The 24,929-nt window shown below is 64.5% G+C and carries 21 protein-coding genes and 1 pseudogene; 6 read left to right on the top strand and 16 right to left on the bottom strand.

The genetic code is table 11. The features are described from left to right. A partial coding sequence (locus tag IVB27_RS26805; protein WP_247442991.1) for a transposase occupies window positions 1-145 on the top strand: 145 nt, incomplete at its 5' end. A 147-nt stretch (window positions 146-292) separates the two neighbouring features. Here the strand turns inward: IVB27_RS26805 and IVB27_RS26800 are convergent. From IVB27_RS26800 to repA, 4 genes are all read right to left on the bottom strand, one after another. Then, window positions 293-712 carry a hypothetical protein gene (locus IVB27_RS26800; RefSeq protein WP_247446096.1) on the bottom strand — a complete coding sequence of 140 codons (420 nt, stop codon included), beginning with the start codon at window positions 710-712 and terminating at the stop codon, window positions 293-295. Between the two features lie 104 nt (window positions 713-816). After that, the gene (gene repC, locus IVB27_RS26795) at window positions 817-2,049 is read right to left on the bottom strand and encodes a plasmid replication protein RepC (RefSeq protein ID WP_247446095.1); all 1,233 of its coding nucleotides are present in this window, start codon (window positions 2,047-2,049) and stop codon (window positions 817-819) included. Between the two features lie 198 nt (window positions 2,050-2,247). After that, window positions 2,248-3,267, bottom strand: coding sequence for a plasmid partitioning protein RepB (gene repB / locus IVB27_RS26790; protein ID WP_247446094.1), 1,020 nt, complete (start codon window positions 3,265-3,267; stop codon window positions 2,248-2,250). Next, window positions 3,264-4,478, bottom strand: coding sequence for a plasmid partitioning protein RepA (gene repA / locus IVB27_RS26785; protein ID WP_247446093.1), 1,215 nt, complete (start codon window positions 4,476-4,478; stop codon window positions 3,264-3,266). The genes repB and repA overlap by 4 nt, the downstream gene beginning before the upstream one ends. A 1,792-nt stretch (window positions 4,479-6,270) precedes the next feature. Between repA and IVB27_RS26780 the strand changes: the two genes are divergently transcribed. From IVB27_RS26780 to IVB27_RS26760, 5 genes and pseudogenes are all read left to right on the top strand, one after another. Further along, the gene (locus tag IVB27_RS26780) at window positions 6,271-6,516 is read left to right on the top strand and encodes a type II toxin-antitoxin system VapB family antitoxin (protein ID WP_247446092.1); all 246 of its coding nucleotides are present in this window, start codon (window positions 6,271-6,273) and stop codon (window positions 6,514-6,516) included. Then, a pseudogene (locus IVB27_RS26775) lies at window positions 6,513-6,829 on the top strand (type II toxin-antitoxin system VapC family toxin). The gene IVB27_RS26780 and the pseudogene IVB27_RS26775 overlap by 4 nt, the downstream one beginning before the upstream one ends. Before the next feature lie 234 nt (window positions 6,830-7,063). Further along, complete coding sequence (locus tag IVB27_RS26770) at window positions 7,064-8,239, top strand: RHE_PE00001 family protein (protein ID WP_247446091.1); 1,176 nt, start codon at window positions 7,064-7,066, stop codon at window positions 8,237-8,239. A 204-nt stretch (window positions 8,240-8,443) separates the two neighbouring features. Further along, window positions 8,444-9,181 carry a type IV toxin-antitoxin system AbiEi family antitoxin domain-containing protein gene (locus IVB27_RS26765; protein ID WP_247446090.1) on the top strand — a complete coding sequence of 246 codons (738 nt, stop codon included), beginning with the start codon at window positions 8,444-8,446 and terminating at the stop codon, window positions 9,179-9,181. After that, window positions 9,178-10,092 carry a nucleotidyl transferase AbiEii/AbiGii toxin family protein gene (locus IVB27_RS26760; RefSeq protein ID WP_247446089.1) on the top strand — a complete coding sequence of 305 codons (915 nt, stop codon included), beginning with the start codon at window positions 9,178-9,180 and terminating at the stop codon, window positions 10,090-10,092. The genes IVB27_RS26765 and IVB27_RS26760 overlap by 4 nt, the downstream gene beginning before the upstream one ends. Window positions 10,093-10,236: 144 nt before the next feature. On the opposite strand, the gene IVB27_RS26755 is transcribed toward IVB27_RS26760, so the two are convergent. The 12 genes from IVB27_RS26755 to IVB27_RS26695 form a co-directional block, all read right to left on the bottom strand. Beyond that, on the bottom strand, window positions 10,237-10,548 hold the full coding sequence (locus IVB27_RS26755) for a DUF736 domain-containing protein (RefSeq protein WP_029083789.1): 312 nt from the start codon (window positions 10,546-10,548) through the stop codon (window positions 10,237-10,239). Between the two features lie 485 nt (window positions 10,549-11,033). Beyond that, complete coding sequence (locus tag IVB27_RS26750) at window positions 11,034-11,330, bottom strand: type II toxin-antitoxin system RelE/ParE family toxin (RefSeq protein WP_247446088.1); 297 nt, start codon at window positions 11,328-11,330, stop codon at window positions 11,034-11,036. A gap of 3 nt (window positions 11,331-11,333) precedes the next feature. Then, a complete protein-coding gene (locus IVB27_RS26745) occupies window positions 11,334-11,636 on the bottom strand; it encodes a type II toxin-antitoxin system RelB/DinJ family antitoxin (RefSeq protein WP_247446087.1) in 303 nt (100 codons plus the stop codon). A 111-nt stretch (window positions 11,637-11,747) separates the two neighbouring features. Continuing rightward, a complete protein-coding gene (locus IVB27_RS26740; RefSeq protein WP_247446086.1) occupies window positions 11,748-12,059 on the bottom strand; it encodes a DUF736 domain-containing protein in 312 nt (103 codons plus the stop codon). A 669-nt stretch (window positions 12,060-12,728) separates the two neighbouring features. Further along, a complete protein-coding gene (locus IVB27_RS26735) occupies window positions 12,729-13,655 on the bottom strand; it encodes an ArdC family protein (protein ID WP_247446100.1) in 927 nt (308 codons plus the stop codon). Window positions 13,656-13,946: 291 nt separating this feature from the next. Then, complete coding sequence (locus tag IVB27_RS26730; RefSeq protein WP_247446085.1) at window positions 13,947-14,534, bottom strand: hypothetical protein; 588 nt, start codon at window positions 14,532-14,534, stop codon at window positions 13,947-13,949. A 714-nt stretch (window positions 14,535-15,248) separates the two neighbouring features. Then, on the bottom strand, window positions 15,249-15,500 hold the full coding sequence (locus IVB27_RS26720; protein WP_247446084.1) for a hypothetical protein: 252 nt from the start codon (window positions 15,498-15,500) through the stop codon (window positions 15,249-15,251). Window positions 15,501-15,693: 193 nt separating this feature from the next. Next, window positions 15,694-16,560 (bottom strand): DUF7007 domain-containing protein, encoded by an 867-nt coding sequence (locus IVB27_RS26715; RefSeq protein WP_247446083.1) that lies wholly within the window; start codon window positions 16,558-16,560, stop codon window positions 15,694-15,696. Further along, a complete protein-coding gene (locus IVB27_RS26710) occupies window positions 16,557-17,033 on the bottom strand; it encodes a UCP036055 family protein (protein WP_247446082.1) in 477 nt (158 codons plus the stop codon). Before IVB27_RS26710 ends, IVB27_RS26715 begins: the two co-directional genes overlap by 4 nt. Before the next feature lie 91 nt (window positions 17,034-17,124). After that, window positions 17,125-18,801 (bottom strand): ParB/RepB/Spo0J family partition protein, encoded by a 1,677-nt coding sequence (locus tag IVB27_RS26705; RefSeq protein ID WP_247446081.1) that lies wholly within the window; start codon window positions 18,799-18,801, stop codon window positions 17,125-17,127. 255 nt (window positions 18,802-19,056) lie between these two features. After that, the gene (locus IVB27_RS26700) at window positions 19,057-24,159 is read right to left on the bottom strand and encodes a helicase-like domain-containing protein (RefSeq protein ID WP_247446080.1); all 5,103 of its coding nucleotides are present in this window, start codon (window positions 24,157-24,159) and stop codon (window positions 19,057-19,059) included. A 135-nt stretch (window positions 24,160-24,294) separates the two neighbouring features. Then, window positions 24,295-24,900: a DUF1419 domain-containing protein gene (locus IVB27_RS26695; protein WP_247446079.1), complete on the bottom strand. Its 606-nt coding sequence runs from the start codon at window positions 24,898-24,900 to the stop codon at window positions 24,295-24,297. Window positions 24,901-24,929 lie beyond the last annotated feature (29 nt).

Here is a 24,929-nt window from a genome sequence, read left to right as displayed (position 1 = left end):
CCTCTATAAAGGGCGCAATGTTATCGAGCGCTGTTTCTGCCGGCTCAAGGATTTCAGGCGTGTTGCTACTCGCTACGACAAACTTGCCAGAAACTTCTTGGCCGCCGTCCACCTCGCCGCTCTCGTCGCTTATTGGATCAATTGAGTCTGAACCCTAGTCGGAGCGCGGCCCGGTCGTCGGTTTTCTATGTTTTCATCGACCGGTCCGGATGTCGGCCGCCCGCGGTCGCGGTGCTCGCGTTAGTACAAGCTGGCCCTACAGCACTGAGCCGCGCACGCGCGCCGCGAACGGTCATCGCCTGCGCCGCGCGATCTCGTCGGCGACCATGCCCTCCGCCCGCACCAGTCGTTCATGTAGGGTCTCGAACATATCGAGGATGTCATCATTGGGTTCATTCTTGCCCTGCTCGATGGCTTCGGCGACGAGCTCATCGAGAGGCGTCTCCTCCAATTGGCCTTTCTCCAAGAGCTCTTCAAACAGACTGTCGCTGCTCGGCTGCGGTTGGATGCGACCGTCGGAGTTGCACCAGACTGTGAATGTCTGAAGTCCCAGAACAGCGTGCTCGACCATCTCCGCATCCAACGGAATCAGCGTCCCCCAGGCCTCGCCCGCCTCGTCCGCGAACCCCGCCACGTACATCCGCTGCTCCGCGGCGCCTTCATCACGAGGCTGGAAGAACGGCGTGAGGATGATTGGAGGGTGTTTTGCCATGACGATCTCTCCGAACGATTTGCGTCGACCCGGCGCAGCAGCCGGATTAGCGCGGGTAATTTGATCACACGAAAAAGGCAACCTGGGAACGGCGCCTCATCGCCTTACGCCCGCTGCTTGTCTCGCCGGCGAGAATTGATCTGCGCCATCAGGATCGGGCCAAGCGAAAATTCGCCGACCTCGGCTTTTCGCGTCAAACCGCGCAGATACCCGCCGGCGGAATTGATCGCCGTCCCGCGCTGCAGGATGCACGCGACGACGATGGCTGCGGGGACCTCGCCCATAACCTTTTGAGCCTCCTCCCAGGCGCTCGGGCTGATGCCTAGCATCGATCGCACAACGGCCGCTGTCGCCAGGAAATCGCGCCAGTTCGAAACGCCACCCTTCGCATAATCGACGATGTCGGGGCACGCACTCAGGACCATTCCTAACGGATACGCCCCCTCCCCGACTCGCGAGGGTTGAGGTTTGGGCTCAGCTCCCGCCGCCCTGCCTTCTCGAACGGCAGGTTCAAGATCAATAGGGGCGTCTGTTTTTGAATTCTGTATGTGGCGCTCAGAATGGGACTCATTGGCGCTCGGATTGTTTGATTTGATGTGTGTTTCCAGAAGATTGAGTACGTCGTCGGCAAGCTGAGACAGCTCGTCGGCGATCGGCTCGAGCTCCTGGCGCGTGGCCGTGCGCGGAATCTGATCGACGATCGCGCGGAAGGCGGCGTGGACAACCTGCCAATCGGCAGGCCCCTGCCCTCCCCTTCGCGTCGGAACGGCTTCCTCGATGCCAGTTGCAATCATCTTCGCGATGTCGCGCCGGCACAGCGTGATGCGCTCTCGTACGAGTTTGAGTGCGCGGGCCTCGGCTTCGATATCGGCCGCCAGGCTCTCGAACTCCTCCGAGCGCACGACCAGCGGCGACAGATCGAAGCCGAAGGCGAGCTCGATATCGCCGGCATTGTCCTTCCGCGCATATCGCTTGCCATTCGGACTGTCGCGCCGAACGATCAGGCCCGCGTCGACCAGCACAGCAAGGTGACGACGAAGTGTCGATGCCGGCATGCCGTGCGCCCGCCGGGCGAGTTGATGGTTTGACGGAAAAACAATCAGATCATCCTCCCCTGTGAGCGCCGTCTCAGGATGGAAGGTCAGCAGCGCGTTTAACACCGACAGCGCGCGCTCCGACACGCCAAGGCGCGGCCGTGCCGTGCAGATGGCGTGGAAGATCTTCCACTTATGCACGATCTTTTCGGGAGGGCGTTCGGTTGCGACCATCTGGCTTGCCACATGGGCAAGCGTCAACGATCGCCGCCCAAAGGGCGTCGTTGGGGAGTGTGACTGCATGTCTTTGCCTCAGCTGGGCAAAGAAAACCTGCTCGCCGAAACGGCGATTAAAATCGCGTAGAAACTCTTGACTGCGATTCGCGAAAGTGATTCTCTGTCAGTCGCCAAACTTGAAGAGAAGGCTTCCGGAACTCCGTTTCGGGGGCCTTTTTTCTTTTCCCTTGTCTGCTCCTGGTTCGGGTTTACGGGACGAGGCGATTAGGCCTCGGTAGTTTCCTGACCGCCGCTCGTCTTGGAAAAGGCGTCGAACAGGGTCGGAAGTTGGTCCACAAGAAATGCAGCGAATTCCGCCGGAACATTCTTGGCAACAGTGAGCTTCAGTTCGCGCTCGGCGTGACGGACGTGCGCAATCTCCTCGCCGGATGCAGACAAAACTGGCTTCTCTTCTGGTGGCTTCGATGTCCTCGGGGAGGATGGACGGCTCGCGGCCGAAAATGCTGCTAGAAATCGCGCGTCGGTTTCCCGCTCTGCAAATTTCGGTTCAACGATCGCCGCCCTCACACGTTTGAGCGCCGCGGCATCCTTGATTAGTTCAGCGAACGACTGCCAGCGGCCGCGGCCAACTTTCGGAGCCTTCCCGATCGCTTGGATAACGTCGGTTGGAACCGATCGAGCGACGGCGAGAAGTTTCGAGGCCTCCGCTCGATCGATCGACAACGCATCCTGCACAACTGACCGGCTATGCCCGGCATCTTCAATATGCATCGCGAAGCTGGCGCGCTCGATGAAACTCAAATCTTCGCGCGGTGCGTTCTCGAGTCCTTGCGCCACGACAAGCGCTTCATCTGACAGGGATCGCAGGATAGCTTTGACGGGAATGCCCAGCTCACGTGTGGCGCGGACGCGGCGATGACCATAGGCGCTCTGGTAGCGCCCTTTTGCTTCGGGATGCTCCCGAACGAGAACGGGCACCTCTTGGCCACGTTGTGCGATTGACTGTTTAAGTGCCTCGAACGAGCTATCATCACTGTCGCGGAACCTGTCGGCGAGCGGTGATGGATCGATAAGCGAGGGGTCGATTTCAACTATCAAAGCACCGGCTGCAATTCTTTCGCGAAGCTCCTCGTTCTCCTTCTCGACTTCGGAAAAAGAATCCTTCAACGAGCGGACCGAGCCCGACGAGACCCGCGGCAAGGCGCCGGGCATGTTGTCAGCTGACAACGGGCTAGATTGCGGTGCCGTGAAAAGGCTCTTGATGGTGTCAGTACGTTTGCTCATCGACCCCACACCTTCTTGAGAAGTTGCGCAACTTCGGCATTGACCGCGTCGACTGATTCCAGTGCCCGGTCGTAGGCGCCTCGCCCTACCGTGCCGCGCTCCAGCTCATAAAGTGACTGCTTGGTGAGACCGGCATTGGCGATTGCAGTTGATTTCCAAACGGTGGCCTGGAGCACATCCGATCCAAAGAGATTACGAAGGAGGGCCACGATTTGAGCTTCGGGCACGTCGTTGGGATCGTGACGCGTGATGACATACCGGATGAAATCGTGATCCAGTCGGCCGCCAGCTTCCTCGATGACGGACATGAGATCCGACGTCATGAGGAGAAATTGGCTCATGGATGCGACATCGACCATCTGCGGATGGATGGTCACGAGCATCGCGGTGGCCGCGTTTAGCGCGCCCATGGTCAAGTAACCAAGTTGGGGCGGGCAGTCGATAACAACGACGTCGTAGTCGTCGGCAACTTGGTCGATGGCGCTGGCGACGCGGCGAAAGAACAAGTCGTGTCCGCGTTCACGCCGCTCGATCATTGCGCGAGGCGTATGGTGCTCGAACTCCATAAGCTCGAGATTGCCTGGAACGAGACCTATCCCGTCAAAGTAGGTCTTCCGGACGATCTCGCGCATCGGCCGGCGGTGCTCGTCATATCGGATGGCACCATAGAGGGTTTCATTCGCCCCAATATCAAACTCGGGCTGGTACCCAAACATCGCGGAAAGCGAAGCTTGCGGATCGAGGTCAATCGCAAGGACCCGAAAGCCGGCAAGGGCGAGATATTGTGAAAGATATAGTGCCGTCGTCGTCTTGGCGGAGCCGCCCTTGAAGTTCGCTACGGTGATAATTTGAAGCTTGTCGCCCGGCTGGCGGCGCGGGAGAAATTCCAACGCTTCTCGAGGGCGCGCGCTGGCTAGGTACCCGCGCAACTCATGAATCTGGGCCAGAGTGTAAGAGCGGCGCCCCCCGGGACCCGTCGCCGGGTTCGGTCCAAGTCCGTCGAGCGAGAGCTGTCGGAGATACCCATCGGAGACGCGGGCAATTCGCGCAACCTCCCCGGAGGTGAACGAGCGGAGAGACTTACTGGCTGAAGGCGGGAAAAGCGTTGTAGCTAGCGAGCGAAGCTGGCCGGAAAGGATGCCGGCGTGCCGGGTGATCCGGGCAGACGCCGTCTCACTCATGGTAAGGGTATCTTCCGCTAAGCTCGGCATTTGCTTTCTCAAGACGGTTTCTGCGCGTCAGACGCCTAATCTCCGTCTTGAGAGATGGCCACGATTCTATGATTTGAGCAAGAATTAAAGGGTTAATGACTTATTAACGCTCGATGGCGCGCCCCACGGCGAGCAGGGCCCTTTTGACCCACCGCCTTGCTGTTGTCAGCTGACAACAACGGCTTCAGCGAGTCGGGCGAACCTCCACTATGATGTGAGTCGGCCGGCCTTCACGAGTCTCCAAGCTTCATTTCGTAGCTCACCAACTGCTGCGCTGAACGGTGCCGCCGCTGGAGCTCGAGCAGCGGGACGCACTTCGCGGCGCAGCCTCCGTCGAGTGCTCAATCTCAAACCATGTCCTGCAGACTCCAGAGAATCGCGCCACCTTGTGGCGTCGGTTCCCCCTGCCATTCGCCCGACGCCGCGCCCCCCGGTCCCACGAGGAGCGCCCTCCCCGCCTCGTCTACGACACTGGCCTGAGGCTCCCGAGCTGGATGGCGAGGCAGGTTAAAGTGGCGATGTCGGCTCGCTGCGGTTCTGCGGCGCGCCGGACCGTCTCGGTGGCTATCGAGGGGCTGCCGCGTCACTTCGCGGCGTCGCCGCTCGCCCGAAATGACGAGCAGCAGAACCGCACGGTCGCAGGGGTCCACCAACCGGTTGGACGAATAGCTCGCGGGCAACCGACCAAGCACACCCCAGGTCATCCGCTCTTGCTCTCCCTCCGCGCTGCCGTGAGCACACCGACGGACCACCAGTCGCGACGTCGATCTCAGGCTCGGCGCTGCAAAGAGACCCTCCTGCCCTTGCCAGGATGCAAGGTGCCACCGCCCGCCAACCACCGCTCCATCGGGGCTCGTGCGATCCGGCGAAGGAACGGCAACGTGCAGTCGGGGCCGTCACCTCGACCGGCATGACGGGTTGCGGATCAATCTTGCGCGGGGCCGGATCCAACTCATGATGCTGGAAGCCGAGGTGAGGGCAGGCGAACCCGCTGCCGGATCTTGGTCGATCACAGGCCGACATCGGGCGGAGCCATAACCGTGCGTCATCCGGAAGAGCCAGCTGAAGAGCACGCCGGCCTCCCGGTCGGCTGCCTCAGTCCTATCAGGAGGTATCCGAGGCGTCCGTCGTAGGAGCAGTACTCCCTTGGCGAGCAGCAAGGCCGTCGAGCGAATACGCGCTTCCCGATGGTGGGCGCTGTCGCGAATACCTGCGTGACACTTGAAGCCGACCTGACATGCGGAACGCCGATTCGCGCTATGGTGCCACCAACCACCCGGTGAGCATTGTTGTCAGCTGACAACAATGGCCTTCCCAAGGGGATGGATGTTGTCAGCTGACAACAATTTGTGCCCTCCGGCCATCCGTGGCTCCAACTCGCCGAGACACGACGGTATCGCATCAGTAGTCGCCGTCGATCGGCGCCCCGCGGAATTCAAACCCGGGAAAGGCGCGGGCGAGGGCCGGGACGAGGTCGTCGTCAGCCCGGATAATCTACCAGGACGGCCTCAGGGGGAGACAGCGTCCGGGAGACGGAGAGGGAGGCGTTCACAGACAATTAACCATAATGATTGACCTCACACGCCGCGAAGGCCGCGCGTCTTGGCGGGACTGCCGGGGATAACCCCTGGATCGAAGCACCGATCGGGGACTGCCAGCACCGTTGACCTGAGTGGGCCAAGATCAGCGAGGCCTAAGATCCTGACAAACCTGCCACCGGTGAGGCCGGTCCTTCCTTCAGTGTATCCGTGGAGGTATTGAGGGATACACGATGAGGACTGGAGGAGCGCGCATGGCCCTCCATATCAAGAAGCCGAAGACCGACGCGCTCGCCCGCAAGGCGGCGGCGGTGAAAAAAATCGGCCTTACCGAAGCAGTGCACGCGGCACTCGCCCATGAACTCGCACGCGAGCAGGGTAAGCTGTCTTTGGTCGAACTCGCCGTTCAGTTTTGCCGGGATCTGCGCGCCAGGGGCAATCCGCACCGGGCGCAGCCCGCCGACAAGGCGTTCCGCGACGGTCTGTATGAGGACGCCTGACGCTCATTGACATTTTGGCCTTGACCGCGCTCCTGACCGACGAGGACGAGGCACGCGAGCTTTTGGCCCGCCTGCAACGGACCGGAGCGCGTCTGACGTCACCGTTGGCGGAGTGGGAGGCGACGGTCGCGGTGGCGCCTGAGACGGCACGGCTCGGGCTCGCGCTCGATGCCTTCGACCGCTTCGGCAAGGGCCGGCATCCGGCGAGCCTCAATTTCGGGGGCTGTTTTGCCTACGCTTACGCCCGGCATCTGGGCGACTCTTGATGTTCAAGGGTGGCGACTTTCCGCAAACCGATATCGAAGCCGCCTAAGCGACCCGGCCGGGCGGCCGCGGCATCCGGAAAGGAAGCGGCTTGTCCGGAGTAGGGCCGGGGTTGGCACGGAGGGCGGTTTTGTGGGCGATCTGAAGCTAGGCGGCGATGATTTTACCGGGCTGCGGGCTCGGAATCGTTGATTACGCAGTGACGACCAACCCAATCGATAAGGAGGAGTTATCGATAGTGAGGGTGACAGGAACCCGCGCCGCTATGACGGAATCCAATGCTATGTTAGCTTCCGTTTCGTCCATTCTCGTTAAGGTTATCAATATCTTGCCGACAAGCTACAAAATCCCCGATCCGCTGCCCTGGGCTCAACTCGTCGGTCCGCTCTCGGCCGCCGAGGATACTGTCGCCCGGTTCGACGAGCGGCTAGCCAAAAGCCTAATCCGCGACGGCACAATCAGCCGGATGCACTTCGCCGACGCCTGCGCCAGTCTGTGGCTTGAGGGCGAACTTGTCCACCTCGACGACTTGGTGCTCCACGACGCCGGCATGGATGTCCGCACCCCCACCCACGAGCTGACCCGGGCCCATGCCGTGTTGCGCGTCCGTCGGCGCATCGCCGAGGCGAAGTCCGATTGGGCGCTGTCAGCTGCCGGACTAGCTGACCTCCTGGGCCGGGGCGAGCGAGAGGAGGGGACGGGCAACCGGAAGGAAGTTGGGGGAAGTCTCGGGGTCGACGAGGACGCGGAGCGGGAGGAGGTGGGTTTCGAAGGACCGCTTGGCGCTACCGATCCCCATCTGGCCGCCGCCTTCGCCGCGGTCGACGCCGCGAACGCCAGGGCAGAGCGCACGCTCGCCGATAAGACTCGGTCGCGGCCGGAGCGGGATTCCCTCGTCTACGATCCCGACTGGGACGAGGACGGCCGCCTCGACGACTGGCGCGCCGTCGTCGACGAGACCCGCACGCTGCCGCCGACCCTAGCGGCGGCGATCGCCGCGGATGCCTGGGACGCGATCGAACCGCTCGAGCACTCGCCCTGGCTAGGCCGCCTGCTCGCAGCTAGCGTATTGCGCGACCGCAGCAAGACACGCTGGCATCTGCCGTGCCTGCATGCCGGGCTGAAGGGCATTCCGCGTGAGCGCCGGCGGCCACGCGACGGCGCAGCGCGGCTTGTCGTGCAGCTCGAGGCGATGACGGCCGCCGCTGAGGCCGGCCGCAAGGACCACGACCGCTGGCTGATGACCAGAAACCTGCTCGCCCGCAAACTCGCCGGCCGGCGCGCCACTTCAAAACTGCCAGCTCTCCTTGACTACGTGTTGACCCGGCCGATCGTCTCGGCCGGCATGATCGCGGCGGAGCTCGGGATCACGCCCCGTGCGGCCCAAAACCTCGTCGCCGAGCTCGACCTGCGCGAGACGACCGGCCGGGGACGCTATCGGGCATGGGGAATCCTGTAGAGCACGGCGCGGCCCATTGAGCCCGCAAGCAGCGCCTATGTGACTCTCACTCTTGGGGCGTCCCGGGGGCCCCTCGCAGGTTCAGTCGAGACCTAATTCGGCCGCGGGGCTCTCTTAGATTAGTGTTAGTTATCGTAGTCTGACTACGATTTAGACATTCAAATCAAGCTTGCGGGATTTTGGAATTATTTATAATATCGTAGCATGGCTACGACTCACAGGAACAAGCTAAATAGGCTTTATACCCATTCGGCGCCCGCGACGCCGCTGACTTCCGATGACCTCGCCGCCCTCGGGATATCGGCCGACCTGGCCGTCCACTATGTCCGCGCCGGCTGGCTGCAGCGGCTGGCACGCGGTATCTATTGCCGGCCGAACGATCCGCCCGCCTTACATCCGAGCCTCATCCTGCTGCAGCGGAGCTTCGAGGGATTGCATGTCGGCGGCAAGTCCGCCCTCGACTGGCATGGAATCCGCCACTACGTCTCCCAACGGCCCGTCCTTCATCTGTACGGTTGGAGAGCGGGGCGGCTCCCTGAGTGGTTCACCCAGCGCTTCCCGGCCGAGTACCACCGCAAGCGGCTCTTCAAGGAAGAGCCCGGCGCGCTGCTTCATGTCCGGCCTTTCGAGAACCGCAAGGGCGGCCCACTCGTCTCCGCGCCTGAGCGCGCACTGCTGGAGGTGTTAAGCGAGGTTGGCGTCCGGCAGTCGCTGCAAGAAGCGCACGAGCTGGTCGAGAGCACTTACAGCCTGCGTGCCGACGTGCTGCGCGACCTGCTCAAGCGATGCACGAGCGTCAAGACCGTGCGCCTCTGCCTGCAACTCGGTCGCGAGCTTTCCCAGCCTTGGGTCGGCAAGCTCGATCCGTCCCAATTGCCCAAGGGTAGCGACCGGCCGTGGGTATCGCGCTCGGCTGACGGGCTACTGGTGTTGAAGCCATGAACCAGCTCTACCTCGACAGCGCGCGGCTGCTGGCGCGGGTTGCGCCGCTGGTGCTCGTTGACAATACGTTCGCGCTCAAGGGCGGCACGGCGATCAACCTGTTCGTGCGCGACATGCCGCGGCTCTCGGTTGATCTCGACCTAGTGTCTCCCGACCATACCCTGCCGCGCGAGCAGGCGCTTGAACGCATCAACGAAGCCATCCGCAAAAGCGCCGCGCGCCTGCAGAGGCTGGGCTTCCAGACCCACGCGCCGGCCATTGCAGAATCTGGGGAGACCAAGCTGCTGGTGCGGCGTGGCGGCATCGAGGTCAAGATCGAGGTCAACTTCGTCACGCGCGGCGTCGTCCATCCGGTCCGCACGGCCTCGCTGACGCCGAATGCACGCGAGACGCTGCTGGCGGATCTCGAAATCCCGGTGGCGTCGCTCGAAGACGTGTATGGCGGCAAGCTGGTCGCGGCGATGGACCGCCAGCATCCCCGCGATCTGTTCGACGTCATGCAGCTCTTCGCGCACGAGGGAATCACGGCCGGCATTCGCCGGACTTTCGTCGTCTATCTCGCGAGCCATAATCGGCCGGTGCATGAGGTCCTGTTTCCATCGCTGCGGGATATCCGCCAGGAGTTCGAGAACAACTTCTCGGGCATGACCGCCGAGCCTGTTAAGCTCGATGCGCTCTTGGCAGCGCGCGAGCGCATGGTGTGCGAACTGCAGCAAGGTCTGAGTGCCGATGAGCGCCGCTTCCTGCTGTCGCTGGTCGCCGCAGAGCCCGAATGGTCGCTACTGGGCGTGCCCCACCTGGAGCAGCTTCCCGGCCCGCGCTGGAAGCTGCAGAACCTGGAACGTCTTCGGAAGGCCAACGCCCGAAAATTCGCCGAACAATCGGACACACTGGCGCGACTATTCGGATGAGTGGTGGGACTGAATTGCGACCCGGCAGACGATTCCGGCCAAAGGCTTCGATGGGTCATGCACCGCTCCGCTTGACGAAGAATCGCGCCGGGAGTCGGAGGAGGAGAGGCCCCGCCGGGACGGCGGGGCCTGCGAGGTCGAGGTTCAGTCCCGGCTGGGGCGGGACCAGATGAGCTGGAGACCTTCCTGGCCTTCCACCTCGATCAGGGTGGCGTAGATCGGAGCCGGGAAACTCGGATCGTCCAGCTTGACCGAGAGGTAGTCGCGCTCGGTGTCCCTAGCGGTCTTCTGCCAAGCCGCTCCCAGTTCGACATTGCCGGCGAAGATGCGGAAGTGCGGTCCCTTGTCGGAGGGGTTCTCGACCCGAACCAGCTTGGCCTTGGCATTGAGGGCGAGGGTGCGAACCGTGCCGGTGAAGCCGTTGCCGGTCGAGGTGAAGGTGCCGATGGTCGCCATTGTCGTGTCCTTTTCAGTTTCCCGGGCCGCGCCCATCGCGGCCTCGATGGCTGGCGACAGACCGGAGGCGGTCGACCCGCACCCCGAAGGGCCGGCACGCAGTAGAGGGCAGCCAGGGCACGACTTTCTTGTCTTGCGCGAGGAATGGACGCGCAGCGGCCAGGGGAAGAAAGTCGTAACCGGCTGTTGCGGGGGTAAGAACGAGGTGGCGCTTAAGCGACGACGCCCTTCGGTCAGACATGCCCAATCGAGGACGACGTGGGTGGGCCAGAAGAAACGGCCTAGGGACACGACGGAGGACAGCGCTTCCCATGACGTTGCAACTGATCATGCATTCCGGACCAACAGTGCCCTAAGGCCGGCGCTGAAAATCCGTGTCGAGCCTTCGTTAAGGCCGCGCTTGATCAACAGCAGCATTTGGAGTGCGAGTAGCCGCATAAAAGGATCCAGCGCCGGTCGCAGGACTCTACTGTACGGAGCCGGCCTCAATCGTCATTGGTAAGTTCGTCGGGCCACATCTGCGCGCCATGAAGCACGCGCAAGATGCGAACGGTTTCACCGTCGACCAGATAGGCTGCGACATAAGGTGTGCGCGGGATGATCAACTCGCGCGTGCCAGCGACACGCCCAGGGCGGCCACTGTCAGGAAAGTCGAGCAGGCGCCGCGCGGCATCGGCGATCTGTTCGTCAACATGAACCGCCGCACGGGGATTCTCGGCTTCGATGTAGCTGAAAATGCCGTCGCGATCGGACAACGCGAAGCGCGACCAGACGAGTTTCACCGTTCATGCTCCGCCGCTTTTTCGAAGCGCAGCGGCGCGGCGTTGCGCGAAATGCGCTTCGACCTCGGAATCATCGAGATTAGGCCGGGTATCCGCCAGCGCCTGGCGCACCTTCTCACGAAACCAGCTATCGTAAGCTTGGCTGTTGCTCACGAGCTCCAGCGGAAGCATCCCTTCGTTGGCCGTGCGTGTCAGCAGTATCCGCACGGCGTCGGATACCGTGAGACCCATGTTTTCCAGAACCGCGGTGGCCTTTTCCTTTACGTCCGCATCGATTCGGGTTTGGACAAGGGCATTCGAAGCCATAGCGATCTCCTTGGTTCGCGGCTAATGTAATGCATGTGAATGACATACGCCAGAGGCCTCACAGCCCCGAAACGGCCCCGCTTGTCGGCGGGGGCCGCTGGCTCGGCGCCCTCAATCTCGCCTGGGGCGGGACCAGATGAGCTGGAGACCTTCCTGGCCTTCCACCTCGATCAGGGTGGCGTAGATCGGAGCCGGGAAGCTCGGATCGTCCAGCTTGACCGAGAGGTAGTCGCGCTCGGTGTCCCTAGCGGTCTTCTGCCAAGCCGCTCCCAGTTCGACATTACCGGCGAAGATGCGGAAGTGCGGTCCCTTGTCGGAGGGGTTCTCGACCCGAACCAACTTGGCTTTGGCATTGAGAGCGAGGGTGCGAACCGTGCCGGTGAAGCCGTTGCCGGTCGAGGTGAAGGTGCCGATGGTCGCCATTGTCGTGTCCTTTTCAGTTTCCCGGGCCGCGCCCATCGCGGCCTCGATGGCTGGCGACAGACCGGAGGCGGTCGACCCGCACCCCGAAGGGCCGGCACGCAGTAGAGGGCAGCCAGGGCACGACTTTCTTGTCTTGCGCGAGGAATGGACGCGCAGCGGCCAAGGGGAAGAAAGTCGTAACCGGCTGTTGCGGGGGTAAGAGCGAGGCGACGCTTAAGCGACGACGCCCTTCGGTCAGACATGCCCAATCGAGGACGACGTGGGTGGGCCAGAAGAAACGGCCGAGAACACGAACTGCGATCATCGAAATCTCGACGGAGCAAAGAACCCATCGCCGCCACCGCACACATCTGGCAATTCCTCAAGGCTCGCCTGTCGAGGTCCGAACCGAGAAGGTAAGCGCGCTGCTCGGCCGTCGAGAGTCACGCGGCCCGCAAAGTGCCCCCGCAGGCCACGAGCGAAATTTGCTCGGCAAAGCGACGACCCCTGCAAGAGCCGAAACGTCCCCCTCGAAGGAAAGCAAGCAAGATCACCGTCAGCTCGCGATATCCCGCACGAGGAATAAAACGGCGCTGGCCGTCGAGCGCCCAAGCAAGGGGCTGCAGTCTTGCGGCTGAGCGCCGGATAAGTAAACGTCCGGTAGCGCCGGCGCCATCCACGGTGCGCTCATCATGCTGCCTCCTTGACGTCTGCTGCCTTCGGCTGCTGGTCGTGCAGATAGGCGACGGCGCGTTGCGCATGCGCGGCAGCCGAGAAGATAAAGCGTTTCTCACTGGACAAGACCTCCAACCACGACGCGAGGTAGCTTGCATGATCCGGACGCGGGTCGAGTTCGGGAGATATCCCGAGATCCGCGCAGAGGAAGCAGCTCCCCAGTTCGGCAATCAATTCTTCGCGCGCGCGCTCGCTCCGATCCTTGCCGTAACGGCTGAGATCGCGATTGACCCGGTGAGCGGGAGCGGTCCAATGCACGGACTCATGGGCTCTGACGGCAACATAGGAGCCCGTGTCGCGAAAACTTTCGATCGGCGGCATCTGAATATGATCGGACGAAGGCGCGTAAAACGCCATCGAGCCGCCGTGCCGAACGATCGCCCCGGTGTTGGCAAAGAAGGCGTCGGCGTGCGCGTTGCGCTCGATCGTTGATGCGACGGCGGGCGGACGACCGTAGTAATGCGCGGGCAAGCTATCGATTTGATCGACGCAGAAGACGTTATAAGCTTTGAGGAACGGGATATCCCGTTCGATTTCGTCGCCGTGAGCGTCGGTCTCCGTCTTGGTGAAGCGGCTCGCATACACCACGGTGCTGCCGGTCTCACCCTTACGGACATGCGCGCCAAGTTCACTGGCTTGCTTGAACGTCATCCAGATCGGCGAGCAGAAGCCGCGCGCGATGGCTTCTGACCAAAGCAGCAAGACGTTGATGCCCGTATAGGGCTGGCCGTTGTGTCGCAGCGGTCGGGTGATGCGGCCCGCCATATTCGTGGCGGTCCAGGGTTGAACCCAGGGGCGCACGCCGCGTTCGAGCTCGGCGATAATGCGGTCCGTGATGCGGGTGTACAGGTCGCTTCGCGACTTTTCTCCATTCCTGCTCATTATAATAACCTCCGTTCGGGAGGCCGCGCCCATCGCGGCCCCTCGCGGGGTCCGCCACCGCCGGGCTCGAAGTCCGCGCACCCGAAGGGCCGAAGCAGCGCGAAGGATGGCGAAGCCGTTGCGCGGACATCGGGTCAGGCGCAGGACCACGGACCGGGAGGGGTCGACGATGGCGAGCAGCACGGGCGGCTCCCTTTGTTGCAAGCGACACGAAGAAGGGCCGGTCTCGCGGACCGGCCCTTCAGGTGGCAGCAGTGGAAGAGGCGAGGGGCCGAGGCCCCACGCCGGCGGTCAGTCGAACGCCGACATCTGCGCCTTGGCCGCTTTCCGGCCGACGGTGTCGGTCGTGTTGTCGACGGGACGCTCGAAAGGCTTCCAGGTCTCGCCGACGACCTGTTCGTAGGCGGCGACGGCGCCTTCGGCGGCCATGCGAAGCGCGTGAGCCTGCGCGCCCATGTCGGCGGCGAATTCACGCTTGCGCTGTGCTTGGCTATCGAAGCCAACCGGACCATCGAGATCCTCATCGCGGCTGTCGTTGGCGAGCTTGGCGGTCGCATCTCGCGCTTCAGTGACTGCTCGGGTGTAGAACTGGCCGGCGCCGTGGGCCGAACCGACATAAGCACCGACGATCCGTTGCAGGTGGATCTGCATTGCGCGTTCACTCAGGCCATCCTTGAGTGCGTCGGCGGTCTCGATGATGAGCCGCTCGTGCAAGTCGCGGATGCCGTCGCTGTCGAGGACCGCGAGGCCGAAGCTCTCGGAGATGCGCAGTGTCTGTGCGGAGTCGGGGCAGACGAGGCGGACCATTTCGAGCGTCGTGCCGCGGCGGAGCGGGATGACACGGGCGGAGGAGCGGGGGGAGCGGGCGGTCTTGGTCATCATGAGATCCTTTCTCGGTTTCGCCTTGGGAAGCGATCGGGCCCTTGTCCGTCGCTCCCTCGGGTGCGGTCGACCAGAACCCGGCTTCAGCGGGCCGCTTCAGGGGGCGGTGGCTGCCAAGGTGAGCATGGGTGGGTTGCGGGCGAGCGGGCCTTCAGGCCTGCGAAGAACGCGGCCCCCATCGCGAGACGGCGGCCGCCGATCGCCTCGCGACTTGCCCTTGAAGCGGATCGCGGCCGGTTCAGACCGCAGCACAAACCGAGGGAGTGACGGCCAAGGGTCAGCACGCCGCCGAAACCGTGAGAGGTTGGACCAAACCCGCTGAACTCTCCGCCTCGACATGAAATGTTCGCGCGCGCCGCTCGCGTTCCAATCGGTGGGTCCTTCGCCTCTCACCGCCACGCAGCGGAAACGCGATGACGCGTCCGAAACTCGGCGATCGCCGTCTCGTGCCGATCGAGCTTGCGCGTGAGAGAGTCGATCTCGCCGCGACGGGCCAAGGCGAGCTCCGCGACATGCTGCTGAAACAGCCGCTCATCCGCATTCGTCCAGCTCGACGCGCTCCGGCCGTGCTGCCGTCGCTTCGCCCGGTCGGTGATCGTCAGCCTTCGGCGGGCGCCGCGATCTGGCGTTCGATGACGCCGAGATGGCGCTGCGTCTCGGCTTGCGCGGCTTCCAAGCGCGTGAGCAGGAGACGTCGATCCTGGGGCTCGATCATCGCTCCGTCCCCACAGGCCACAAGGGGGAGGCGGACTCGTCCGGCATGCAGTCGTCCGGGAGAGAGACAGCGGCGATGGATGAGGCGATGTCGTCGCCGGAGACCGCCTCGTCGATGAGCGCCGAATTGGCGCCGGCGTGCTTGCGCATGTCAGGCGCGAGGATGCCGCCGAGGTCGTCGGCGATGGCGCTCTCGGGATGATCGTGCGCGTGCACGAGGAGATTGACGGTGCAGAGGTAGGCCTTCATGTCTAGATCTCCTTTCTGTCGACGTCAGGTTCGGCGCGTGGATGGATATGCACACGGCGCGCCTCCAAGCGTCGGTGCCGGTGAAATGCCGTCTGAGCCGCGGATGCCAGACGACGAGGACCGGCGTTTCGCCGTCCTCGTCAGTGGCCGCGCGCCAGCCGAAGGCTTTGGCAATGAGGCGCCAGGGCATGGGTCACCTCCAGCCGACGAAGTCGGAGGGGCCGCCGTAGACCTGGTGGCGCGCCTCGTCGATCACGAAGCCGAAGCGGCCCACCTGATATTCGTCGGAAGGGACGAGGAAGCGACGCTCCTCAGTCCCCGGCCCGCGCTTGCCGCCCGGCGTGGCGACGGTTTCGACGAAGCCGGGCGCGTGCTTCGAGGTGATCGCCGAAACGACGATCCAGTCCCGCGCGTGCGCCTGCTCGAAGGCACGGCGGTCCTTTTCGTTGGACTCGCCCGGCTTGAGGATCGCGCCGAAGATCGTTTCCCAGGCGTCCGGCCAACTGTCCTTGATCGTTCTCTCGGCGCAGCGGCGTTCGAACGCAGTGAAGAGTTGCGGGAAGGTGATCGCCACGATCGCCCATTCGGCATCTTCCTCGTACCAGCCAGCTTTCGAGCGCAGCAGGGGGTGGACCTTGCGGTTTTGCTCGGCCGAGAGCTTGAAACCGCCATGCCCAGCCGTAGAATGCGCCGTAACGCCTTCAGCGTAGACGGTCGCGCCCTGCGAGGCGCCCCAAGGCGTGTGGTCGCGCGAATGGACTTCGACGCGACCGAGCATCCTGCGCTCGCGTTGATGCTCGGCGTTTTCGAGCACGGCGCTGCGAAACGCCGCCTCGTCGGCGAGCTCGCCGGAATGTCCGTAGAAATCGCCGCGCGTCCATTCGTCCATCGGGGAGGAGATGCGCCAAGCTGTGACGAGAAAATGCCGGCCTTCCTGGGCCGGAGCCAAGGCGAAGGCCTTCTCGCCGACAAGCGCGACGAGAAGGCCGTCAGCGCTGCGGCCAAACGAGATCCCCGGGGTTTCAGGGGCTTCGTCGGGCGCGCGAGATGACGCATTCATGCCGCGGTCCTCCCCTCGATGAGGCCGGCGCCTGCCTCGTCGGCCGTCACTTCTTCCAGCACGGCGTGCGGATAGCCGTGGCGGGTCAGCCATTCCTTCGCGTCGGCCTCGTTGGTCGCGAGATAGACCAGCTCGGCGTCGTCGCCGGGGCGGTCGAGCACGCAGACCGAGCCGGCGGCCGGACGTTCCACGATGGTGAAGTGCAGCATCGACTCCAGCGAGAACGTCCGATGGACGCGGATGGCGATGACGCCGCCGGCGCCATAGTCGACCTCGTGCAGGGTGAAACAGGCCGACAGCGAGACATTGCCTACGCCTCGTCCGCCCCGCTTTCGGATCAGGCGGCCCCTGCTGTTGCTGGACTGCCAAGCGGCGAGCTTCTTCCTGAAGCGCGTCGGCGGCTGCGGCGTTCCGTTGGACCAGGCGACGATCGAGCCGATGGGTGCGTTGTCGAAGATCGTGTGCGCGGACATCGTGTCCTCCTTATTTGCGTGTGCGTGGAAACCAAGCCGCCGCCGGCTGGGCCGGCGGCGGTGGATCGTTCGGAAGAAAAGGCGCGACCCTCTATTCGGCCGCCTCCCTGAATGCCTCGGTTTCTTCGTCAGCGAGGTCATCCCCCATGCCGGCGGCGTCCTCTTCAGCTTCGTCGGCGTCTGCCGTCGTCTCGCTCGACGACAACCATTGCGAAAGCTTCATGTCGTCCGGCGCGAAGAGCGCTGCGGGATGGACGAAGTGGCCCTCCTTGAAATGCTCAACGAGGGCGGCGCGCGTGTCCTTCACGCGCTGGCGCGGCAAAACGGGCGTGTCCTTGCACGAGGCCTCGAGCGCTGTGCGCGACAGGCAGGAGAGAAAGTCCTCCGTGCCCATATTCGGCAGGAAAGTGTCCGCGCCGATCACCTCGCCCGCGACGCGGGCGACGATGCCGCTATTGGTAGCGTTCTCCCGGCACGAGAATACGTCGACCAGCATGGTGCGCGCCGCGACACGAAGCGTGTCCATGTCGAAGGAGAGCTTGCCGGCGCCGTCGAACAGTGCCGCTGCGTTCTTCGCAAGCCGGCTGTGGCCGCAATAGGTCCTACCGCTTCCCGTCGTCACGGACACGTTTTGGCCCGCGAAGGCCAGGATCAGCAGCGCCATCAGCGTATCGTCCTCGATCGGCGCGCGGCCGAGCGCCTCGCGTAGCGCGTCGGTGCGGTAATCGCCGATCATCTCGACGCCCTTGCGCGTCACGTCGGGACGTGGCTTCGAGACTTCGCCAACATCGTCCGGACCGCTGTCAGAACCTGAGCCGGTCTTACCCTTCGGATTCTTCGCCGCTGGCATGCGGTAGTGCACCGTCTGCACGCGGCCGTCGCGGTCGAGATACATCGCCGTGCAGTCCGACTTCGCCGGCTTGCCGTCGACGCGCTCAGCCTTCGGCGGCAGCTTCACCTCGCCGTAGTTGGTGGTCTCGGCGATAATGCCTTTCTTCGGCAGGTTGGCCGTCATCCACTCCTGCTGCGCGCCGAGGAACGCCTCGACGTCTGTGGTGTAGCGGCTGTCTTCGTCGGCGGGAGCGAAGAGATCCTCGACCCAATGAATGCCGTAGGCCTTCGCGAGGTCGTCGCCGAAGCTGGCGTGACGAGCAAACATCCGGGTCTTCAGCAACGCCTGGGCGACGCTCCACCAGGAGACCTGCGGATCGGCCTTCGACGGCTTGTGCTTCTTCCAGACCTCCTTCTGCTCGTCGAGCGATGCGGCAGCGACCGTGCGGAGCTGGCGCTCGTCGGGCATGTCGCCCTTGGCCATGTGGTCGAGCATCGCCGGCAGCACGTTAGCCAGCAAACGTAGTTTCCTGATCTGACGCACCGGCAGCGCGAGCGCGACGCCGATCGCCTCCTCCGTCCAAGCTAGCGCGACCAGACGCTCGATTGCGCGCCACTGGTCCACCGGGTTCAGCGCCTCGCGGGCGATATTCTCGACCATCGAGCGCATGGCGCCGTTGTCGTTCGCCGCCTCGTCGACGAGCACGTCGATCTCCTCGAAGCCGGCGGCGATCGCCTGCTTCACGCGGCGGTGGCCGGCATTGATGACGTAGCCGTTGCCGCCGCCTGTCTCAGGCGTGATGACTGGCGGCTGGACGATGCCGACGGCCTTGATCGTGGCCAGCAGTAGAGCGTCGGCCTGGGGAGTCGATTTCGTCTGACGCATGCGGTCGGGGTTCTCTTTCAGCGCGCGCGGATCGACCTTGATGAGTTGCATGGAAAAGCTCCTTTTGGGGTTGCGGATCGGCGCCGCCGGCCCTTGCTCGTCTTCTTCCCGAAGACACCCCTGGGCCCTGCGGAGCGGACGGGCCGGTGCAACTGCGGTTGAGCATCCCTGGCCGGCAGGGCCAGCGGGGCAAAGCCCTGCGCAGGACGACGGGCTGGGATCGCGCAGGCGGCAGTTGAGCGCCAGCGTCGGCGGCCCGCCCGGTCTGCGAGCGGGCCTTCTCCCTTCCTCTCTCCTCCCTTTTTATCATGCGGCCGTGGCCAGCTCACCAGCGCTTTCGCTGTCCTCCGCCAAGGCCTTCTCCACCTCGGCCAACTGCCGCCGCTTTTCGGCAAGCTCGGTGGCAAAGGCGAAGTCCCCGCCATCGCGGGACTCGTAAGACGCAAGCCGTCCGCGGGCGTCGGCGAGGCGCTGGCGGTAGCGCTCCCGTTCGCCCTCGAACTCGGCCACCGCGTGCTCGATACGGGCGATCGCGCCGATCGGCGTGACCGTCACCGGCAACTCGATCTCGTATTCGGCGCCGGTCCGCAGCAGCATCGTGGTGTAGCGATAGCCGTCCCGGCCTCGCTCGCCGCTGAACTTGATGTCGAAACCACCGATCGAGGCAATGACGGTCTCGCCCTCGTGCTGAAGCTGCACCAGCGTCAGGATCTCCTTCATCAGCGCGCGGCCGGCGAGCTTGCGCTCGACGTGAGGATCTCCCGTCACCGCCATGGTGAAGACGTCACCGGCGGTCGGGATACGACGCTCGATGTCCCGGCCGATCTCGCCGATGCGACGGACGGAAAGCTCGATGTCCCGTTCGGCGTCGCGCATCTGCCGCCGTACCGCGTGCTGATCGTCGATGTGCGCAGCCCGCAGCCGCTCGAGCCGCGCGATGTCGGCTTCGAGGCCGGCTTTCTGCATCAAGCGCGGGTCGCCCGACGCGATGGCCTTTGCCATGGCGAACTGGTTGGCCTGGCTCTCTCCCATGTCCTCAAGCCGACGGATCGAGGTGTCGCCGGAGAGCGCGGCAGCGATGAAGCGGGCTTTGCGCTCGTTGTTCTGCCACATCTGCGCATCGAGGCTGCCTTCGGTCGCATAGGCGAAGATGTCTATCTCGTCGTGCTGGTTGCCCTGCCGCACGATGCGGCCCTCCCGCTGCTCGATCTGCGACGGAAGCCAGGGCACGTCGAGGTGGTGCAATGCCTTCAGACGAAGCTGCGCATTGACGCCGGTGCCCATCGTATCAGAGGAGCCGATCAGGAAGCGGACCTTGCCGGCGCGCACGTCGCCGAACAGGCGCTGCTTCGCCTCCGACTTCTTGTAGTCCTGCATGAAGGCGATCTCGCCCGGTGGCACGCCGAGGCGGACCAGCTCGTCGCGGATCCAGCGGTAGGCGGAGAAGCCGCGGCTCTTCTCGACGCTGATGGTGCCGAGATCGGAGAAGATCATCTGCGCGGCGCCAGTCAACTCGAAGGGTTTGCCGTCCGTGCGCGTGTAGCTGCTCTCGGCTGTCTCGCTCCAGATGCGGAAGGCGTTGCCGACCAGCAGGTTCAGCTTGTTGTCGGCCTCGTTGTCGCTATCCGGATCCACCAGACGCAGGTCGATTGCGGCGTGGCGGCCGTCGGTGATGACTGACAGCAGGATGTCGTCGCCGGGCTCCGGTGCGCGGTCGCGCTCCTCGATCGCCTTGATGCGCTCGCCGAGCAGGGTCTGGTAGCGCTTGAACGCCGGCGACGGCTTTGCGGTGAGTATCTGGCGCTTTCCGGTCGAGATCGCCGGCACCTTCACGTACTGACGCAGGTCCTCCGGCATCACCACGTCCGCGAAAGAACGGAACATGGCGATGAGCTCCGGCACGTTGACGAAGGTAGCGAAGCGCGTCACCGGCTTGTATTTGCCGGAAGACTGCAGCTCAAGTTCGGTCGTGACATCGCCGAATGTACTCCCCCAGGCGTCGAACTCGTGCAGCCCGCGCTCAAGGAGCGCCGCGTAGCCGAGATAGCGCTGCACCGAGAACATCTCGCCGAGCGTGTTGGTGATCGGCGTGCCGGAGGCGAGCACGAGCGCACGGCCCGGGTTCTTCGTCTCGATGAAGCGCGACTTGACGTAGAGGTCCCATGCGCGCTGCGAACCGTTCGGGTCGACGCCCTTCAAGGTCGACATGTTGGTCGCGAAGGAGAGTTTCCTGAACTCCTGCGCCTCGTCGACGATGATCTGGTCGACGCCGATCTCGGAGATCGTCAGCAGATCGTCCTTGCGCGTCGCGAGCGATTCCAACCGCTCCTTCAGGCCTTCCTTCAATCGCTCGAGGCGCTTGCGCGAGACCCGGTCGTCGCTCTCGACCTTGGTCAGCAGGGTCTCGTAGAGTTCGAGCTCGTCCTGGATCATCTGCTGCTCGAACGCCGACGGCACCGCGATGAAGCGGAAGGCGCTGTACGTGATGATGATCGCATCCCAGGTCGCGGTCGCAGCACGCGACAGGAAGCGGTGCCGCTTGTCCTTGATGAAGTTGGTCTCGTCGGCGACGAGGATGCGGGCATTCGGGTAGAGCGCGAGAAACTCGCGTGCGGCTTGCGCAAGACAGTGCCCCGGAACGACCAGCATCGCCTTGGCGACGAGGCCGAGCCGGCGCTGCTCCATGACGGCGGCGGCCATCGTCATGGTCTTGCCGGCACCCACCGCGTGCGCCAAGTAGGTCGAGCCGGCCGAGACGATTCGCCAAATGCCGCGCTTCTGGTGTCCAAAAAGAACGAAAGCGCCAGAGGCGCCCGGGAGCTTCAGGTGCGAGCCATCGAAAGCTCTCGACGCAATATTGTTGAAGCGGTCGTTGTAGACCCGCGCAAGGCGGTCAGTGCGGTCGGGATCGGACCAGATCCAGTGCTGGAACGCGTCCTTGATCTTTTGCAACTTCGTCTTGGCGGCTTCGGTGTCGACGATATTGAGGACGCGGCGCTCGCTGTCGCCATCCTTGACCGTGTCGAAGATCTGCGGGACGCGGCTGTTTAGCGCGTCGGCGAGAAGTTCGCCGGCGTGCCGGCGGTCGGTGCCCCAGTCCGACGTGCCGGCCGCCATCCAGCCCAGCTGACGTGCCTCCACGGTCCAGGAGGCGAGTTCGGGCATGTGATGGATCTTGATGTCGGCGTCCATTGTCGCCTTGACGAAGGCGACGACGTCGACTGCCGGAATCCACGGCGCGCCCAGACGCGCGGTGATGTCGGAGGGCTTGAGGTCTGCGGGCTGCACGGCTTGCAGCGCGGTGACGTTGCGCTCGTAGGAGGGGTCGAGCGCGGCCGCCGCAGCAGCAGCCTTCAGCTTCTCGCGCACGTGTCCCGACAGGTACGAGTCCGCCGTCTGCCACGAGCCGTTCGCGGGGTCGCGGAAGACGGCGCTGCCGAGTTCGGCGACGACGTCGTCGCGGTCCCGGTGCAGCAGCTCGGCGATGTGGTCGATGTCGACGCGGCCGCGCTCGTTGAGGACGACGGCGAGCGCGTCTGCCGCGCTGGTGATTTCCGGGGCCGCCGGCGGCGCGATCACCCGCTCGGTGAAGATCGGCCCGGGCTTCGCGGTGTTGGTCTCGAGGTCGTAGTCCTCGATCGAGGCGACCAGCCAGCAGTCGGGGTCGTCGAGGAAGGGCTGGATATTCGGCCGGCGGTGCGTCTCGCGCACCTCGCCGCTCTCTTCGTCCTCCGTCATGGAGACGGTCGTGAAGTTGATCGGGCCGAAGTCGCGGACGAAGTTCGACCAGGCGATACGGAGCCTGACCTGCGCGTCCCTCCACGGCCGGTCGAGCTCCTGCGCTTTCAACACCTCGCGAACGGCGTCGCGGACCGGAACCAGCTTCCTGATGATGCGCACGTGCTTTTCCGGGATGACGTCGGCGCTGCGGCTCTGGCGCGTTTTCACCGCGACGGGCTCGCCGTCGACGACCTGCATCAAGCCGTGGGCCTTGTCGAAGAAGTAGCTGCCCTCGCGCACATGGCGATCGACAGGCCAATCGACGTCAGATGGATCGCCGGCTTCTTCCAGGTCGGGATCGATTACCTCGGGCTCGCCGTCGTAGACGGCTTCCGGAAGGAGGCCGATCGCGGCTTTGAGCCTCGCTTCGAGATCCTCGTCTTCGCGCAACAGGCAGGTGTAGGCCTCGCCGAAGGGACCGGACGCGAGCGCGTGCGCGCCGAGCACGAAGTCCGGGCGCTGCGCGAACCATCGGTTCACGCGGATCGCGCTCTCGTCTTCCGCCGCCGGCCGAACCTCGTCAATGTCGAGCCACGACAGGTCGCCTTCTGCGTCGCCAATCTTGCGCTTGCGGAAGAACAGAATGTCGACGACGACGTCGGTGCCGGCGCTGGCGCGGAAGCTGCCCGCGGGCAGGCGAATGGCTGCGATCAGGTCGGCCGACTTCGCGATGTGCTCACGCGCCGAGGCGTCCGCCTTGTCCATCGTGCCGGTGCTCGTGACGAAGGCGGCGAGAGCACCGGGCTTCAGGAGGTCGATTGCTCGCGCGATGAAGTAGTCGTGCAGCCGCAGGCCCATCGACCTGTACGCGCGATCCGAGCGCACGGTCCGGTCCGAGAACGGCGGATTGCCGACGGCGAGATCAAAGCTGGCCGGCAGCTCGGTGCGTGCGAAATCGCCTGTGACGATCCGCGCCCGCGGCTGCAGCAGCCGGGCGATGCGTGCGGTCACGGGGTCGAGCTCGACGCCCGTGACGTGGGAGGTCTCGCGTAGTTCCTCCGGCATCAGCGCCGGAAACAGCCCGGTGCCGATGCCGGGCTCGAGCACGCGGCCGCCGCGCCAGCCGAGGCGCTGCAGGCCTGACCAGATTTCGCGGACAATGAACTCGGGCGTGAAGTGGGCGTACTGGGTGCATCGCGCTAGCGAGGCGTAGCCGGCGTCGTCGACCGCGTCCTCGAGGTCGGTGCCGATCTCCCCCCAGCCCAGCGCGAACTCGGATTCGCCCGGCCTGCGGAAGACGCCGTTGGCGAGCTCGGAGGCGCCGAAGCCCGTGAAGCGGATCAACTGCCGCTGCTCGTCCGGCGAGGCGGGCCGCTGCTCCGCCTCGATCTGCGCAGCCAGTCGAATGGCCGCGACGCTGTCGCGGGCGCGCTGATTCCAGCCCTTTGCCAGGCGGCGGTCGCCGGCGAGGTGGAAGTTGTCGCCGCGCGTGCGAGTCCGCGGCGCGCAAGGCCGCACGGGGGCGAGCGCCGGCACGACCGGGGCCGGGGCCGGGGCCGACGGCAGCGGGTCGCCGTCGTGGTCGTCGCCATCCAAATCGGAGGCGAAGGCGGTGACGCCGAGGCCGAGGCCCGAGGAGAGGGCGGTGTCGCCGAGGAGGTCGATCGTGAAAGGGTCGTCCTGAGCCATTGGAAATGTCCTTTCTGCTGGGCGCGCGCGACCGCGCACCCGAGCGGGCTTTGGCGGACGGCACGGCGTTTCGGGTTGAGGGGAGGGCCGGCGGGAGGCCGGGCTGCTTGCAGGTCAAGGAGGGCGGGCGGCCCGCTAGGCCGCGACCGCCTCCGGCAGGTGGCGGAGCTGCACCGGCAGTTTCGCTGCGATCTCCGCTTCGGTGAGGTCGTCCAGCAGCTTCAGCGCGGTGCCATGCTGGCCGGCGTAGACGATCACGGTGCGGCGGCCGCGCACGGCGGCGGGCCAGCGCTCGCCGGCATAGCCGCGGTAGTCGTCGTGCGTGCTCGACCAGATGTGCTCGAGCCGCTCTTCGCGCGTCATCGCGCGGACAGGACGAGATTCGCGCTCGACGATCGCGGCCTTCATCCGCTCCGGCGACGCTCCGTCCGACAGGTCGCAGTAGCCGTGGAACCAGCGCATCTGGCCGTCAATCAAAAGTGACAGGAAAACGCTTGTCACGCTTGCCGTCATGAATTCGCGCATCGCGAACATGTCGGCGCGCATCCATAGCGGCGGCAGGATTTCGAGCATGTAATCATACTCGAACTCCGCGATCTCGAACCACTCGCCGGCGAAGAGGTGCCATGCCTCCCCCTCGGCCATGGCCGGATTGCCGCGATGGCGGTTGAACATACGGTGCATCTCGGGGCGCGTCGCGACGCCTTCGAAGACTTTGCGGATGGTGGGTGAGGTGTGCATTGGCGGCTCCTTTCGGCCTGGCCGGACTG

Source organism: Bradyrhizobium sp. 197 (assembly GCF_023073375.1).
In the GTDB taxonomy this organism is placed as follows: Bacteria; Pseudomonadota; Alphaproteobacteria; order Rhizobiales; family Xanthobacteraceae; genus Bradyrhizobium.
This window is presented reverse-complemented; position numbering and strand designations above follow the sequence as displayed.